Annotated in this window: 18 protein-coding genes; all 18 read right to left on the bottom strand. The window is 61.3% G+C overall.

Going from position 1 to position 14,550, the window contains the following annotated elements; genetic code table 11:
* Positions 1-99: 99 nt before the first annotated feature.
* Positions 100-2,433, bottom strand: a complete 2,334-nt coding sequence (locus BMX92_RS23710; protein ID WP_143066873.1) for a hypothetical protein — start codon at positions 2,431-2,433, stop codon at positions 100-102.
* 164 nt (positions 2,434-2,597) lie between these two features.
* Positions 2,598-3,317, bottom strand: a complete 720-nt coding sequence (locus BMX92_RS23705) for a hypothetical protein (RefSeq protein WP_093021199.1) — start codon at positions 3,315-3,317, stop codon at positions 2,598-2,600.
* A 5-nt stretch (positions 3,318-3,322) separates the two neighbouring features.
* A complete protein-coding gene (locus BMX92_RS23700; protein ID WP_093021196.1) occupies positions 3,323-4,192 on the bottom strand; it encodes a tail fiber domain-containing protein in 870 nt (289 codons plus the stop codon).
* The gene (locus BMX92_RS23695) at positions 4,192-4,599 is read right to left on the bottom strand and encodes a hypothetical protein (protein ID WP_143066872.1); all 408 of its coding nucleotides are present in this window, start codon (positions 4,597-4,599) and stop codon (positions 4,192-4,194) included. Before BMX92_RS23695 ends, BMX92_RS23700 begins: the two co-directional genes overlap by 1 nt.
* On the bottom strand, positions 4,566-4,781 hold the full coding sequence (locus tag BMX92_RS23690) for a hypothetical protein (RefSeq protein WP_256213582.1): 216 nt from the start codon (positions 4,779-4,781) through the stop codon (positions 4,566-4,568). Before BMX92_RS23690 ends, BMX92_RS23695 begins: the two co-directional genes overlap by 34 nt.
* Positions 4,781-6,181, bottom strand: coding sequence for a hypothetical protein (locus BMX92_RS23685; protein ID WP_093021187.1), 1,401 nt, complete (start codon positions 6,179-6,181; stop codon positions 4,781-4,783). Before BMX92_RS23685 ends, BMX92_RS23690 begins: the two co-directional genes overlap by 1 nt.
* On the bottom strand, positions 6,175-6,834 hold the full coding sequence (locus BMX92_RS23680) for a phage adaptor protein (RefSeq protein WP_093021184.1): 660 nt from the start codon (positions 6,832-6,834) through the stop codon (positions 6,175-6,177). Before BMX92_RS23680 ends, BMX92_RS23685 begins: the two co-directional genes overlap by 7 nt.
* A 1-nt stretch (position 6,835) precedes the next feature.
* The gene (locus BMX92_RS23675; protein ID WP_093021181.1) at positions 6,836-7,228 is read right to left on the bottom strand and encodes a hypothetical protein; all 393 of its coding nucleotides are present in this window, start codon (positions 7,226-7,228) and stop codon (positions 6,836-6,838) included.
* A gap of 7 nt (positions 7,229-7,235) precedes the next feature.
* On the bottom strand, positions 7,236-7,571 hold the full coding sequence (locus BMX92_RS23670; RefSeq protein ID WP_256213581.1) for a hypothetical protein: 336 nt from the start codon (positions 7,569-7,571) through the stop codon (positions 7,236-7,238).
* On the bottom strand, positions 7,564-7,755 hold the full coding sequence (locus BMX92_RS23665) for a hypothetical protein (RefSeq protein WP_093021175.1): 192 nt from the start codon (positions 7,753-7,755) through the stop codon (positions 7,564-7,566). Before BMX92_RS23665 ends, BMX92_RS23670 begins: the two co-directional genes overlap by 8 nt.
* A 53-nt stretch (positions 7,756-7,808) precedes the next feature.
* Positions 7,809-8,774 (bottom strand): SU10 major capsid protein, encoded by a 966-nt coding sequence (locus BMX92_RS23660; RefSeq protein WP_093021172.1) that lies wholly within the window; start codon positions 8,772-8,774, stop codon positions 7,809-7,811.
* A 55-nt stretch (positions 8,775-8,829) separates the two neighbouring features.
* Positions 8,830-9,759: a hypothetical protein gene (locus BMX92_RS23655; RefSeq protein ID WP_143066871.1), complete on the bottom strand. Its 930-nt coding sequence runs from the start codon at positions 9,757-9,759 to the stop codon at positions 8,830-8,832.
* 66 nt (positions 9,760-9,825) lie between these two features.
* A complete protein-coding gene (locus tag BMX92_RS23650) occupies positions 9,826-10,071 on the bottom strand; it encodes a hypothetical protein (RefSeq protein ID WP_093021165.1) in 246 nt (81 codons plus the stop codon).
* Between the two features lie 43 nt (positions 10,072-10,114).
* Positions 10,115-12,178 carry a cell envelope integrity protein TolA gene (locus tag BMX92_RS23645; protein ID WP_093021162.1) on the bottom strand — a complete coding sequence of 688 codons (2,064 nt, stop codon included), beginning with the start codon at positions 12,176-12,178 and terminating at the stop codon, positions 10,115-10,117.
* On the bottom strand, positions 12,178-13,470 hold the full coding sequence (locus BMX92_RS23640; RefSeq protein ID WP_093021159.1) for a PBSX family phage terminase large subunit: 1,293 nt from the start codon (positions 13,468-13,470) through the stop codon (positions 12,178-12,180). Before BMX92_RS23640 ends, BMX92_RS23645 begins: the two co-directional genes overlap by 1 nt.
* Complete coding sequence (locus BMX92_RS23635; RefSeq protein ID WP_093021156.1) at positions 13,467-13,778, bottom strand: hypothetical protein; 312 nt, start codon at positions 13,776-13,778, stop codon at positions 13,467-13,469. The genes BMX92_RS23640 and BMX92_RS23635 overlap by 4 nt, the downstream gene beginning before the upstream one ends.
* A 48-nt stretch (positions 13,779-13,826) precedes the next feature.
* Entirely contained in the window at positions 13,827-14,315 is a 489-nt protein-coding gene (locus tag BMX92_RS27100; protein WP_143066870.1) for a hypothetical protein, read from the bottom strand.
* The gene (locus tag BMX92_RS23630; RefSeq protein ID WP_093021154.1) at positions 14,315-14,506 is read right to left on the bottom strand and encodes a hypothetical protein; all 192 of its coding nucleotides are present in this window, start codon (positions 14,504-14,506) and stop codon (positions 14,315-14,317) included. Before BMX92_RS23630 ends, BMX92_RS27100 begins: the two co-directional genes overlap by 1 nt.
* Positions 14,507-14,550 lie beyond the last annotated feature (44 nt).

The raw sequence follows: 14,550 nt of genomic DNA, 5'->3' as shown, positions 1-14,550 counted from the left end.
ATGAGCCAGACCTGAAGCTGAAGAAGTGGGAGCGCCGGGCGAGAATCGGCTTTTGGGCGCTGGTTTTCGGACATATCGCGCTGGGATATGCCATGGTCATCAATTACCCTGTGACAAATACGGTAGCGCTGCCGCCCCGAACATCCCACCAATAGCCCGCTTGCGATAGAACTGGTCCCCAATCCGCACGAATGCATCGGGGCGATCTATAAGGGCAGACTGGATCGTCCGCTGACCAAGGCGGGTTGCGGGCAGGGCAAGCGCCAGCCCCAGAGCGGCGCCCTTCTCGGTATCGCCGCCAAGGTAGCCAGCGCCAGCGCCAGCGCCGCCAAGGATGGCCGGGAGTGCTAGGCGGCCAGCAGAGCCGCTGTCAGGAACCTTGGAGGGCAAAATCTCCTGCCCGTCGCGGCTCAGTTCGAAAAAGGGCCGATCGCCGCGCGCGTTCGCCGCCTTGCCGCCGTAGGCCTTCGTATTGCGGGCCGACATCGACGTGAGTTGGGCAGGCGTAAAGATGCCATCGGTATTGCGGCCCGCCTCGCCTACAGCATCCTCCAATATGCGCAGGTTGCGATAGGCCTGATTTGCGTTGTTCAGGGCAGGCATCACATCAGGTGCCTGACGGCCCACCAGATCGGTGATTTCCCCCTCCGCATCCCGCAGCGAACGCATGGCGGATGATCCGAGGGGTTGGCCTTTATAGGCCGCTGCCTCCTGACGGAGAGTTTGTAGCCCAGCCTGAAGGTTTTCGCCGCTCAGCATGCCGTTATTGCCGAACAAATTGCCAAGGTCGTTGTCGAGCGTGTGTCCGAGCGTAGCGCCATGATTGGGAATCGCCATTGCATCGCCGCGTACCCGGCGCATGCCACCGATAAACGGCGCGTCAGGTGAAATATTCACGCCGTTCAAGGCGTCGTCATAGGCCTGGCTGACCGCCTGCTGCGCTCGATTAATGCCAGCCTCCGCGACCTGACCGGCACTACCTGCGCCGATCGGTGCAAGAGCCTCGTCATAGGCCGCGCGGTTGAACTCACGCAGGCCCTCCAATCGGCGGCCATTGATCAGGTCGCCCACTAGCGGCATGCCCGCTAGCCTGTCCTCAACGCCCTTTACGGCACGACCGACCCGCCCGCCCTGACTGACGAGCTGGCCAAGCGTCATGGGAACGCCCGCATCAGCCAGCCGGCGCACGCCAGCATCGCGCACGCCCCGGAAAGCCATGCCGCCGCCCGTCATCAGGCCACGGCCACCAACCCCTCCCAGCGCTGCCATCGTGCCACCGGACAGTGCGCCGGACAGTCGATCGTTATTGTTTTCCCCTGCGCCATATGCGGCGCCATAGGCTGCGTCCGTCGCCGCGAGCCGGGGCGCAATGATGCCAGCGCCACCACCGATGCCGAAGCGAGACATGGCCGCTTCTGGAGCTGCAAGCGCGAGGGTTCCGCCTGTGATGCTTCCGAGAGCGGAAGACATCGGGTTGTTTTCGGCCGCAAGTTCCTTTGCTGCCTGCGTTTGGTTAGGGTCTGCGCCCAGCAAGCCTGAAAGTTCATCCAATGTGCCGAGCGTCATCGCGTTGGCGCTATTGATCGCATATGACCCAACCGGCGAATTAGCAGCAGCACCCATTACTTGCCTGGCCAAGCCAGACGTTTCCCGCCCGGTCGTCGGCGTCGTAAACTGCGTCTTGGCGCCCGCATCACGGCCCTTGATGGCCTGATCAAGGTCGGGGCCAAACGGCTTGGCACCATATTTGGCCGCGATGGCGTCGATCTGCTCGCGGGTCGCGCCAGCATTGAATGCCGCCTGTGCCTCTGCCGACAATGCGCGATCTGCTTCGGTCGAGAACTCGCGGTTGCCGGTAGGATCGATCGTTGGGCGGCCATCGGATGGGCCAAGGGTGGAAATTGGCAGTCCGCCATCGGTACGGCGGCGCTTCGACGGGTCAATGTCCCCTTCAATATCGGATCCGCCTGCCGCCTGATAGGCGCGGGTGTAGAGGTCGATAACGCGCTGGACGTTCGCCTGATACTGGCCGTCGCTCTGGCCGGTATCGAGGTTCGACAGACTGCTGGCGAGTGCCTGAAAGTCGGAGTTGGAAAGCGGCGTCAACGGGTTCTTGCCGCCGTTGGTCGCCGCCATTTCCATGATGCGGGTGAGGGCGCCCGCGTTCTTCAGCGTCTCGGTGTCCTTGGCCACGTCGAACGCGGCGCTACCATTGAACGATCCCGCCATCCCGGCGCCAAAGCCAGTCGTGAACCACCCATCGCGGGACCGCTGGATAAGGGATCGGGCCAACTTGATCTTGTCTACAGCCTCGGCACGCACCGCCGCCTTTTCGGCATCGGTCTGCTTGCCCTCGTTGGCCTTTGCAAGCTCCTTGTCAATTTCGAGCTGCTTAAGGCGCAGGCTGAGCGTATCGTTCTGCGCATCACGCATTGCTGCATCTGCCGATCGAGCCGCCGCATCCGCTGCGCGCGCGTCGGATCGCTCAGCCCGCGCCTCTCGCCCATCCGCATAAGGGTCGCGCAGGATTGCGCCGCCGCTTGGTGCCGCCGCGCTGCTCTGCGTCGTGCCTTGGCCGAACCAATCATCCTGTGCCATTATTTCTTCACCCCACGGCGACCATCAGCGCTCACAACTGGCGTTCCGGACGGCAAGCCAGCCATTTCCTCCGGCGAATTTACAAGAACCGGGACATTGTATTTGCGCGACCATGCATCATAGCCTGCGCCCATTGACTGGCGCATGGATCGGTATTGATCGACGCTCATGAACGAGCCGGACGGGGAGGAGGCGTTTCCGCCTCCCGCGCCGCCAGATGTTGGATCACCTTCCTTTCCTATGGTTGAGCCGATACCCGACCGTGGGCCGAGATAGGTGCCGCCCGGCACGGGAATGCTCACTACCGGGTCAGCCTTGTTGCGCAGATAGGATTGCGCCGCTTCCGGACCGATCTGGGAAGCGATGAAGTTGAAATCAGCCACCGTGTCGTTGTTGACCGGCTTCGGATTATCCCGCTCCCACTGCTGCTTCCACAGCCAGTCATCGCGCTCACGCTGGCGCTGCGTCTCCGCTGCCTGCTGCTGGCGCGCAACATCCCGGTCGCGCAGCTTCATCTGCGTGTAGACGCCTTGACCGCCGCCAGCCGCAGCCAGCGCGTCGCCAAGTATCCCGACGATATCACGCGCGCCGAATTTCGAGGCCTGCTGCTGAGGCTGAGGCGCAGGCATCGGCTGCTGAAGCGAATTGGCGAAGGGCGCATTCGCCTGCGCTAGCGCGTCATCGATCGGGTTCCCTCGCTGGAACTGGCCGCCGAACATAGCCATCACAGCGCTCCATAATCGACGGTGCGATAGCCGCCGATTGTCGGACCAAGCGCATCGGGGCGAAGCAGGGCTACTTCGTCCGCCATGACGCCGATCTGGCGACCGGTCGGCATGAATGCGGCGATGGCGTCATTCGGCGCTGTGATATAGTCGAAGGCGTAGACATTGAGGCCGTGCGCGCCTTCCCCCAGATATTCGACGTTGGTTTTCAAGGTTGGTTCGGACGCCGCATAAGCGCCTGCTGCCGCGCCTGCCGCCTGCAAAAGCATCTGCCCGATCCCGGCACTCTGCTTGGTCGTCGTGCTGTTTCCCCACAGGCTGGCCAGCGCATTGGCGTAGTCCGTGGCGTTCTGCATCGGTATGCCGTTCAGCGTCGATCCAAGCGACGCCTGGGTGGCGTAATTCGCGTTGTTCGCGCTGTTGAGCGAGGTGGCCGTGTTCGCCGCCGTGTCCATGCGCGAGAGCTGGTTGTTGTAATCGCTATAGCGCAGATTATTCTCCGCGCTGGCGAGTTGCTTGCCAAGCTCCCCGACCTGCCGAGACGATCCGGTTTGCCCGGCCTTGGAGAACAGCGCGTTGATCTGGTCCGACACGCTGGCGTTCGTGTCGTCAATCACGCCCTGGAGATATGGATTGCCTGCATCGAGATATTTCCCGCTCAGGACATCGGTGGTGTAGCTGTTGGCCGCGTTCAGCGTCGGGTTGCTCACCGAATAGTTATCGAACGAGCTTTGCAGCGCATTGGTGACATCGGCCGTGACGCCCTTGCTGCTGTCATAGGCGCTCTGCACGGCGGACGAGCCGGCCTTAAGATAGGGGAGGGCCTGCTTCGACGGGCCGGTCGTGGTTTTGCTCGATGACAAGCCCATCAGGAAAGCTCCTTCCTGATGTGGACCTGATGCTCCGAATATCCGAACTGCGCCATAACCCTCGACCATCCACGGCGGCTCTCGATGACAGCGCGCGCGCAGCCTATCGATCGTGCCCAATTTTCAGCGGATGGGATGGTTGACGCGATGAGCGCGTTCAGTTCCCCGACAGCGATTTGCCCGTGCAGCTCAAGAAGGCCGGTGGGGTAGCGCTTGACGGCTACCAGTATAGCGGATTTTTCGTCACTGAAAAGCACGAACGTCCCGGCCGCCACCTGCTGATCGAGCCAGTCGATGGCATAGCATTCCGGGTCAAGAACATCTGCGAACGCATCGCGCCATAGCAGATACGCGCCCCATTGCGGGTGCGGCGTCACCACAGCGCTTGCCACGTCGATCCGTCCCAAATTTTCGCCCGATTGCTGTCCGTGCTATCGATCCACGCCTCTCCGATCCTGGGCGAGGGTGGCGCGGTGTCAGATGGCTCTCCGAACGGCGCCCCGCGCTGCTTGATCAGCCCGTTGATGGCGCCGGCCGCCTTCCTGATCCATTCCGGCACGCTGCTGGCAGTCGGGGGGAGGTGAAGCATCAGCGCACCCCAGCCGTTTCATATTCAAGATCAAGGCCATTGACATAGGTCCATGTTGCTCCGGCTGGCAGCGTGTATTCGGTGCCGACATGCCGGCCATTGGCGCGGATCGCGACCCGGCCGTTGTTCCGGATCGTGCCGGATACGCGGCGCTTTTCGGGATCACCGGCACGGGCGCGGGCGTCAAGGGTGACGGTTCCGGTCACGGCATCCGACAGGGCCCGCGCGCCGCTGATCCGAACACGATATCCACGCTCAATCTCGATCGGCCGGATGTTGAAGCGTGCTGGCAATGTGGCGCCTGCCAGAGGGCCTATCGTTCCATCCCATGCGGCGTTGAGAAAAAGAGGATTGCCACCCGCGAATATAGGCGCGTCGAGACTGTACGGGACGCTGTCAATGCCGCCCGGATAGAGGATATCCACCCCTTCCAAGCTGACATTGGCCGTGAAGCCGGAGAAGACGCCAAGCGTCGGGATGGAGATGGTGGACCATCGGTCCAGCGTCCAGTTGTAGCACCAGAGCGTGCCGGGATTGCCGGGCATCGACCATATCACGGTCGTAGTGCGCGGATCGACTGCGGCGCTGATGCGGTTTACGATGTCTTCGCGCTGGTAGGTGGCGAAAAAGCTGCGGTCCACCTTCTCAGCGCCGATGGCAGTCACAGTGTTGCGATCCGTGACTTTGAAACCCTGCTCTGACAGGAAGAACACGGCAGAACCTGCCTGCGCGATCGAACCGGGGGCCATGCACCCGACGTCTCGACTGATTTCATCGAACTGCCAGACCGTGTCGTCTCCGGTATAGGTCGCGCGCTTGATCGAGCGCTCTTGCAGGATCAGGCCGGTTTCACCACCCGCCAGCCCGGTAATCCGGCCGCCAGACGGGAACGGCACATAGAGGCACTGATTGACGCCCGCCGCCCATCCCTCGCTGTCATTATAGCCGGAGATCGACACGACATTGTTGGCGTTCGGATCGCCCGCAAGGAAGACCTGCTGGCGGACTGTTGCAACAAGGCTGCTGGTGGGCGGATCGCCTGCCAATGTTGCCGCCGATCCGGCTGTAAGGTCGTAAGAGACGGGCGCGCCGCCATTGACGGCAATCACACGATCACCAAACTGATCGAACCGCCACACGTTGGCGCTGGCCAGGATCAGCTCCGACCATGTGCCACTGCTGAACCGATACAGGCCAACAACCGTCCCGGAGAGCAGTGAGGCCGCGCCATCCGAGCCGACAAACGCTGAGCCGCCAGCATATCCCGGCAGGGCCGTCGTGATCGCTGAAGGGGCGAGGACCGGACGATAGCCTTCCGGGGTCGGCCATGCATTCTGGACGCGGAAAACGCTCTCCGATCGATCGGGTAGAAATTCCCCAAAGGCTATGCTCTTCAGCACCGCGCGCCCCTGACCTGCGTAACACCAACCGGGGCGAGGGGGCCAGCCCATGCGTCATTGCGGCTCTGCGCCACCAGCGCGTTGATGGCTGCGTCGAGATACTGACGGCACGCCTCCATCGCGTCGGTGTCACGGACATAAGCCGCCGCATAATGCAGCGTTCCCCACATATAGATATCGGCGCGGCGGTTCAGCAGCCAGTTGTCAGGCGCCGATGCACTGAGAGGGGGAATGCGCTTCCAGTACAGCACTTCGATATTGGCCGGAACCGACGAGGATGGCGCGGGCGCAAAGCGGATGGACCGCCCTTCGATAGCATAGACGCGTGTCGGGCCGCCGGCTGATCGGAATCTCTGCAATGCATCGGGGACAACCTCGCGGATGAGCGCGTTGGGTTGCCCAGACGGATACATGCGCCGGATCGCCAGCACGTCGGAGGGAATTGCAAAATCCTGATCGGAAATAACCCAGATATCCGCTGTTTCCTGATAGATCGTGCGCAGCTTGTCGCGCAGTTCGCTTTCAAGAAGTGCGATGAAATCCGGTATCTGATCGGTCAGGTCGTCGCGATCCAGCCAGTCGGCCACCTTGGATACGAGGTCGGTATAGGTGCCGATTGTGCCGGGTTCGATGATATTGAGGGCAATTGCCACCTTACCACTCCGTTGCGGTGAACGCGGTCGTCCCCGTCGCGGCTATCGCTGTGACGGCGCGATTGGTTCGAATTTTCATCGAAGCGCCGGGAGCGATGGTATAGGTGCCGGCAGTGCCAATCTCTGCCGTCCCGCCAAATTCATTGATACCGATATTGTTCGCGCCGATGTTCTGGATTTCCAGCCCCTTGCGCGCGCTGTTTGCAGCAACGATCTGGCCGCTCGACGTGGCCGCAGAGCCGCTTCGGTCGGTTCCGGCGGGCAGCGTGCCTTGCGGATTGCCGCTGCCATCCTCCGAAGAAACGACGAGTGCGCCTTTCGCGTCAAGCCGAGGCTGGCTCTGACCGCCATCCGTGAGCGTGCCGGGCGATGACCTGAAGATACCGAACCACATAACAGCCTCACATGATGAAGTGGTTGACCCGGAGATAGCGATACTCCGGGTCGTTCAGGAGCCGTTTGACTCCGTCGATATGACTTGGATCCCAAGCATTGACGCCGTGCTTCACCAGCCATTCGTACATCACGCCGACCGGGATATGGGCGGCGTGCCACATGTCGGATCGCTTATCGAAACCATCGGCTTGACTGGACTTGTTGCGGTCAAGGATGACATTCTGCGCGGCGCGATCCTGATCATATGCGATCTGGATTTGGTCGCCGTCCGCTTCATAATTCATCCACTTGCGCAGGCCAGTGTCAGCGCAATGGTCGATAAGCTCCCAGCGTTCAGACACGCTTCACCTGGTCGCGATCGATCAGATACTTGGCGAGGTCGGCGGGGAGTTCTGCCGCATCGCCCTTGTTCAGTTCGTCGTCGCGCAGCGATTCCTTGTCGCGGGCGATGTCATATTGCTCGCCAAGCGCCACATTGTGCGTGATGCACTGGACCTTGACCGGCTTCGTTTCGATGGTTGTCATATCAGGCTCCTGAACGAAAGGAGCAGGGCGGACACTAGCCCGCCCCGCCATCATCACTGAATGTCGCAGACCGCGCCGGAAGCTGCCTCGTTGATCGAGCGCAGGGTGACTTCCTGATACCAGGCCTTGCGGGTGGCGAGGCCGGTGACAGCCAGCTCACGCGGCTGGAGCGGATCGAGGTAGGCCAGCTCCCAATAGTCCGGATCGAGGACGATCGCATCGCGCCCGGTCGTGAAACGGCTCGGCACGAACTGCACCTCACCCACATCGGAGACATAGAAGTCCGCACCCGCAACGATGGTCAGACGCTTGTTGCCAGCCTCCCGGCGCTGGGTGGCCAGGCCGGCGAAGGTGGCCGCCGTCTGCTTCAGGCCGATGCTGGTGACGACCAGCTTGGGATTGCCGCCCGCGTTCCATGCATTGGCCAGCACGGTCTTGAGCAGCGGTTCGGTGTAGCTGCGCAGCGTGCCGTTCGTCATGGCCGCGCTGGGATAGCCGGATGCGCCGCCCGAATAGGTCGGGTCGGCGCCACCCGCGCCCCGGCTGTCGTTCGTCTTGATCCACGCCAGCATGCCGGCCATTTCGCCAGCAACCGAAGTCGTGGGCGGGACGGCGGGCGATTTCGAGCAGATGCGCGTTTCGAGGTCGGTTTGCAGCTCCTTGAGCGCCTTCATCGATTCGCGCGCCATTTCCGAGCGGCGGCCTGCGGTGTCGGTGGCCTCCATGGTCGTGGACGAACTGATGACCTTGGTCATGATCTGCGTATAGTTGCCGACGCGAACGGTGTTGGGCCGGCTCTCGTTGGTGAGATCATCACCCTGGATCGCCTTGTTGTCGCCGTTGGCGGCCTTGAGGCCATCGGTCTGCCATTCGGTATAGACCTGCCGGGCCTTGGGGCCGGTGCCGATCGCGCGCTTCACCGGCGCGTCGTCGGGGAACAGTTCGCCGATGCGGTCGGACAAGTCTTCGCGGACGCCGACGCGGCCAACCGCCTGAATTGTGTTCGAAGGAACAGCCATTGAAAAATCTCCATCAAGGGAGGGTCGGCGTCATCACGACGCGGAAACCCGTTGTTCAGATGCCCAGAAATGCCGCCGCTGCTTCTGCGTCCTTGGGGTTCGCTTTGAGGCGATCCCACGCCTGCTGACCTTTGGCTGCATTCGATTGCTGCTTGCTCGGCTGAGCGCCGGGGCGTGCCATCTTCGGCAGGCCCTTGGCGTTGCGCACCGTTTCCATTTTCCGGGCCATCAGGGCGTCGTACTTTGCGGCCTTGTCGAATTTCTCAGCCGCGCGGTGCAGCGCCAGAATGTCGGTGGACGATGCTTCAGCCATCAGCTCAGGCGGATATCCGAGTTCCGCGCCGATCGCTTGCAACCGCTGTTGCAGCTTCGGACCGCTGGATGGGTCGAACCATTCCGGGAGCTGTTCTCGCAGGCGCTGGGCATCCGAAGCGCGTTCGGCTTGCTGCGACTGTTCCCGCTCAGATTCTGCGGCGGCACGGGCCTGCGCGATCTGCTGGTGCAGCGATTGCTGCTGGCCTTGCGCGCGCTGGTAGGCCGCCATCTGGCGTTGATAGGTAATTACAGCATCGGGATCGTTACTGTAAAGCAGCTTTTCGTCGGGCGCCTGCGGGGAAATCATCCGTGCATAGGTGGCGAGCTTCTCCGCGTGATCCTCATGCATCTTCACGATGATCTCGCGCGCCTCATTGGCCACCTGATTGCGGGTGGTAGCCGCCTCGACGGACTTCTGCTGCACGAAGCGATCGCGCTCAGCCTCCCGGCGGGCAACGATCGCCTGCGCCTTGGGCGTCAACTCCGCCCACGCCTCCTTGTCTTCCTTCGACCAGCTATGCGGCGGCGCTACCGCGTCCGGTTCTGCCGCCGCCTCTTCTTCGCTGTCCTCGCCCGGCTCGGCATCATCCGCCGCCTCTTCTCCCGCTTCCTCGCCCAGCAACTCGTCTTCACTGACCAGTTCCTGTTCGTCTTGCGGCTCCTCCCCCATCAGCACGTCCAGTTCGGGGCCAAGGACGCTCTCCAGCGTGCTTTCGTCCATGATCATTCACCTCCATCAAATCCAGCGCCGCTTAGCTTCCGGCAGTTTGGCAATTTCGTCGGCGCGGGCCTTTTCGCTCATGGCGAAAGCGCCATCAGCCATCGCCGCCTTGATGTGACCCTCGACCGCATTGATGACGCGCTGGGCCACAGCCAACTTGATCATCTTGTCTGTGGCCGTTGGGTCATCGACGCACAGCTTCATGTGGGCTACCTGATATTCGCTGCGCAGCGCCTCAAGCGCGGGGCCGACAAACTCCATGGCGTTCTGCGCCGCCAGGCCGCGCCGCCGCCGTTCTTCCGGATCACTTGTCAAGATCGCCTCCTGGCCGCTTCTTGCTCACAGCGTTTTCCGCATCGAGCTTGGCTTTATGCTCAGCCTGCTCGCGCTGGAGCGCCATTTGCTCGCGCGCCATGGCCATTTCGAAGTCCTGCTGGCGAAGTGCTAGATTCTGCTCTGCCGCCGCCTTTTGGCGCTCCAGTTCCAGCTTGGCGGCGGCCTCTTCGCGCATAAGCTGGATCTTCGCCGCCGCCTCATCCTGCTTGAGCTGGAGATTGAGCGCGGCCTCCTGCTTCTTGGCATCGACCTCGGCCGCCCTGATCTGCATTTCCGCCTGCGCCTTCGCCATTTCGGGGTCCGGCTTCTCTTCCGGCGGCCCAAGCGTTTCGGGATCGGTGGCCAGTTCACGGATGTTGCCGAGATTGCCGGTTTCGATGAGGGCGCGAATGATGTTGTAGATATTCGTGTCGTTGAAAGTGCGCGAACCGCTCTGAATGGCCGCCTGCGCGATCTGAAGGAGCATCATCAGCCGCTCCAGAATCTCATCCTTGTTGCCCGTGCCGAGACCAACGCGGACTTTGATGTTCATGTCGTCAGGCCACTGGCGCGGATCGATGCGGCGCTCTTCACCGTCGATGACGATCGTGTAGGGCCGGCCGAACTGTCGCATCAGCCGGTACTTCTTGAGCATCAGCCGGGCGAAGGCTTCGGCGAAATTGCGCGTGATCAGCCGGGCAATCTTCTTGCCCGCTGCCTGCATAAGCTTCGTGCCGGTTGCCGTCTTGTTCAGCGTATCGGGGTTGCTCATACCCTGGTTCAAGCGGGTGACGCCGCTGCGGCTCTCCTTCTCGCCCGCCAGCGTCTCCATGAGGGTGATGCCAGAACCGATATCGAAACTTGGCGTGGCGATGGTCGGCGGCGTCGGCCCGGCATGGCGGACAATGCCGCCCGGCACGACGGTCAACAGGTCATCGATCGTGTTATCTCCGATCGATGACTCGCTCAGGAAAGTGCGAGGATTATTGGAGAAGTAGAACCCGTCCATCGTCTGGCGCAGCGCCACCGACCGGGTGCGCTGGATATCCATCACCTTGTCAGCGAGAGACTGGCCAACGATGCGGCCCGGCATCGGGAACGGACACCAGACGACGCCGGGCTGCTCTTCCACCTCTTCGATGTTGAGGACTGTTTTGCCGACGCGGTGGACCTTGATCAGTTCTGAAATTCCATCACCGTTCAGGTCGAAGCGCGCATATTCTTCGAGGAACCACACCGACCGGTTGGTGCCGGTGCGATAGTCAACGTCATTGGCGTTGAGGCCGTTGTCGCGCACCGAGGACAGCGTCGTCAGCGTGACGTTGCCATCATCCCACAGGCCGTCAACATCATAGCCCATTTCGGCAATGTCGCTGATCGTCCGGCGCATCTTGAACACGTCATAGACGCATCCGTCGTCCAGATCGCGGGCATCCGAAGCAACACCAAACTCCTCGTTTGGGGTGACATAATCGATGAACTTGGGCGGCTGCTCTTCCAGCCAAGCGGCGCCCCATTGCAGGCCCGCATCATCCATCTGCACCGACGCAATGAACTGGACGCCCTGGTCCGCAAGCGCCGTCATTTCCTCAACCGACAACACGGCCTCCCGGCGTTTCGGCGGCTGAGGTTCAACGCAGACCTTGGCAACGCTGGTTTTCTCCAGCAGGCCCGCCTTGATCCAGTCATGCAGGATACGAAAGCCGTCCTGGCCCTCATGAAATTGCCGGCCGACCGCGTGGGTGGCCTCTTCAGCTATGCGCTTGTCCGGGTGGCTGAACTCGACCACCTTGTCGCCGCTGACCATGATGTCCAGCAGCTCGGCCACTGTGTCATCGATCACCTCTGCCACATCGCGCGTCACAAGCTGACTGCGGCCATCGACCTCGTCACCAAATGGCTCGCCGTTGTAGAAATCCAGCGCTACTTCACGCTCCTCCTGCAACGCGCCATCCTCTGCGCGCTTTTCCTCGTCCATGAGGAACTGCACCAGCGCGGTGTTGTCCGGTGCTTCAGCGTCATATTCGAGCGTGATGTCTGGCGCGCCGGGCATCAGGCGATCCCTCTCTTGTTGTAGTTGATGGGGCGGGAGGCTTTCGGCTCACGATAGGACACGGCGGCGAGCCCAAAGGCGTCCGAACCATGACTGGACCAGTCATGATCCGGGCCAAGACCGATCCCGCGCTCTTCGTCCTTCTTTTCGTGATACCAGCCGATTGCATCCAAACCGCCGGCGCACTTGTCGGCGTCGAACCACATTTGCGGAAACAGCCGGCGCGCCGCCTCCACGCGCTGCATCGCCGCGCCTGCGCCTTGGTTCGGGATTACCTCAACCGCGAAGCCAGCCTGCCGCAGCGCGCCCTCGTAGGTGGTCTGATAGACCTTCTCATGCGCCGCGCCGTCGTGCGGCAGCACACACAAAGCGTTCTCGTATCCATGTGATCGCAGCCAATGGATATGGGTGGCGAGCGGCTGGCCCACCGCCTCGTAATAGTCGAGGAACCGGATTTCCTTGCCGATGAACTGCACGATCCAGATCGCGGTGGCATCAGCCTTTGCGCCTGTACCGCCAATGTCCCAGATGGCCCGAATGGTCATCAGCGGATCGGCGGCAACGCGGCCGACACGACCGTCCGAGCGTGCTTGGGTCAGGTGCTTGGCGTAATAGGCACCTTCAACAACGGTGAGATACTCACCCTCCCAGATGTGCCCGTATTGATCAGGCCGCTCATTCTTGTCCTTGAGCCGAACGCGATCGAGGATCGCCGGGAACCATGGGTTATCCCGAAAATTCATCTCGACAATGCGGGTGCGGTCGTTGTCATTGGCGTGGCGGAAACGCTGATTTGTCGCGCTATTCTTGCGCTCCGGGTTCCATGTCAGCCACAGTTCGCTATCCTCTTCGCGCAGCGTCGGAATCAGCTTGACCCACGCCTCCTCGGTGACCGGCTCGGCTTCATCGATCCACGCCAGGAGGATGCGGAATTTCGACTTGATGCTGTTCAGGTTGCGCGCCAGACCGATGAACGAATAGCTGACCCGGCCCGAAAGCGTGCGGATATAGGTTTCGCCGATGTCGAAGTGCGGGGCCAGCCATTCCGTTTCACGGATCGCCGCCTTGATCTCCTCCAGCGAGGAATCGGCCAGCGAGTTCATGAACTGCCGGGCGCACAGGATGATGCCTTGGCGGCCCTCCTGATCCCATTTGTAGGCGCGGATTGCGGTCATCAGGGCGAAGGTTCGGGTCTTGGCTGACCCACGGCCACCATGCGCGCCACGCACATCAGCCTCACCATCGAACACCGGAACCAGCTTGGCCGGGATTTTGATCTGCGCCGCGGTCATTCCGGCGCCACCCCGACTAGTTCGATGCGGGTGACCTTGATGGGTCCGCCATCCTCCCCTGTGATTTGCATCGGCAATACCTTGCCGAGCAGGGGGAGGAAGGATTGCGGGTTAGCGGTGGCCTGAACGGTCAGGTAGCCTACCAGCCCATCCTTACCGCCCGCCTTGGTAGCCGCCTCAAGCAGCGCGTCCTTGAGCAGGGTCGTAGTCTTGTTTGGAACGCCCTTGCGCCGGCCGGGGCCGGGGGTGCCATCCCCGACTTTCCGTTTCCCGGTCGTTTCTTTTACGGAAGGCTGGCCCGCGCTCATGGGCAAACCATCTACAGCACAGGCCTAAGCCTGTGCATGGGGCAAAAATCAGTTGCTTGCTTTAACTTTCAGGGCATGCCTAGCTGAATTATCACGACTGCACTGCCGACAGCGACGGAACCCTTCTTTCGAAATTAGCAGATTGGAGCCTGAAAATTCGTGTCCATTTTTGCAGTACGCTCTAAACTTGGGGATAATGCCGACCGCCTTCAAAATCGCCGTAACTCGCCCGCGATCAAACCCATACTTTTCCGCTATCTGGCGAACGGTAAGTCCACTTTCATAGTCACCGCATGCCGCCGGGTACAAAGCATCCTGTTGCGCGCTCCTAATCGCCCGCCGCAGATTTATCTGCTTAAACCGCGCTTCTGCCATGGCAATCGGCACATCGGCTTGCTGGCACCCAATCTCTCTTGCCAGAATCCTCCTAGCATATTCGATACACTCCTTGCGCCGCGCCTCCCTCCTTTTAACTGCTTCAATATTTCTTAAATATTCGGCGCGGCGCGCTTCTGGAGTTCTGGACGGGTAAGTCACTACAGCCTCTTCTGCATCTCCGTGGCCACCCTCTCGCTATACAATTCCTTAGCAAACTCAAGCTGGGCAGCTTTCAAATATTTCCCCGTTATGTTTGCAAGTTCTGCCGCGATTTTCAAATCACATGTCCCGCTCCTCACTTCTTCATACAGAGCGCTCATGTCGCTTTTTACGTCTGATAGCGTTTTCATTGGCACCTCTTTATTTAGATTGAGATTTCTTGCGCCCGCAATAT

This window comes from Sphingobium sp. YR768 (genome assembly GCF_900111125.1).
Lineage (GTDB): Bacteria > Pseudomonadota > Alphaproteobacteria > Sphingomonadales > Sphingomonadaceae > Sphingobium.
Note: the sequence above shows the minus strand (reverse complement) of the source record. Positions and strands in the feature narration are given on the sequence as shown.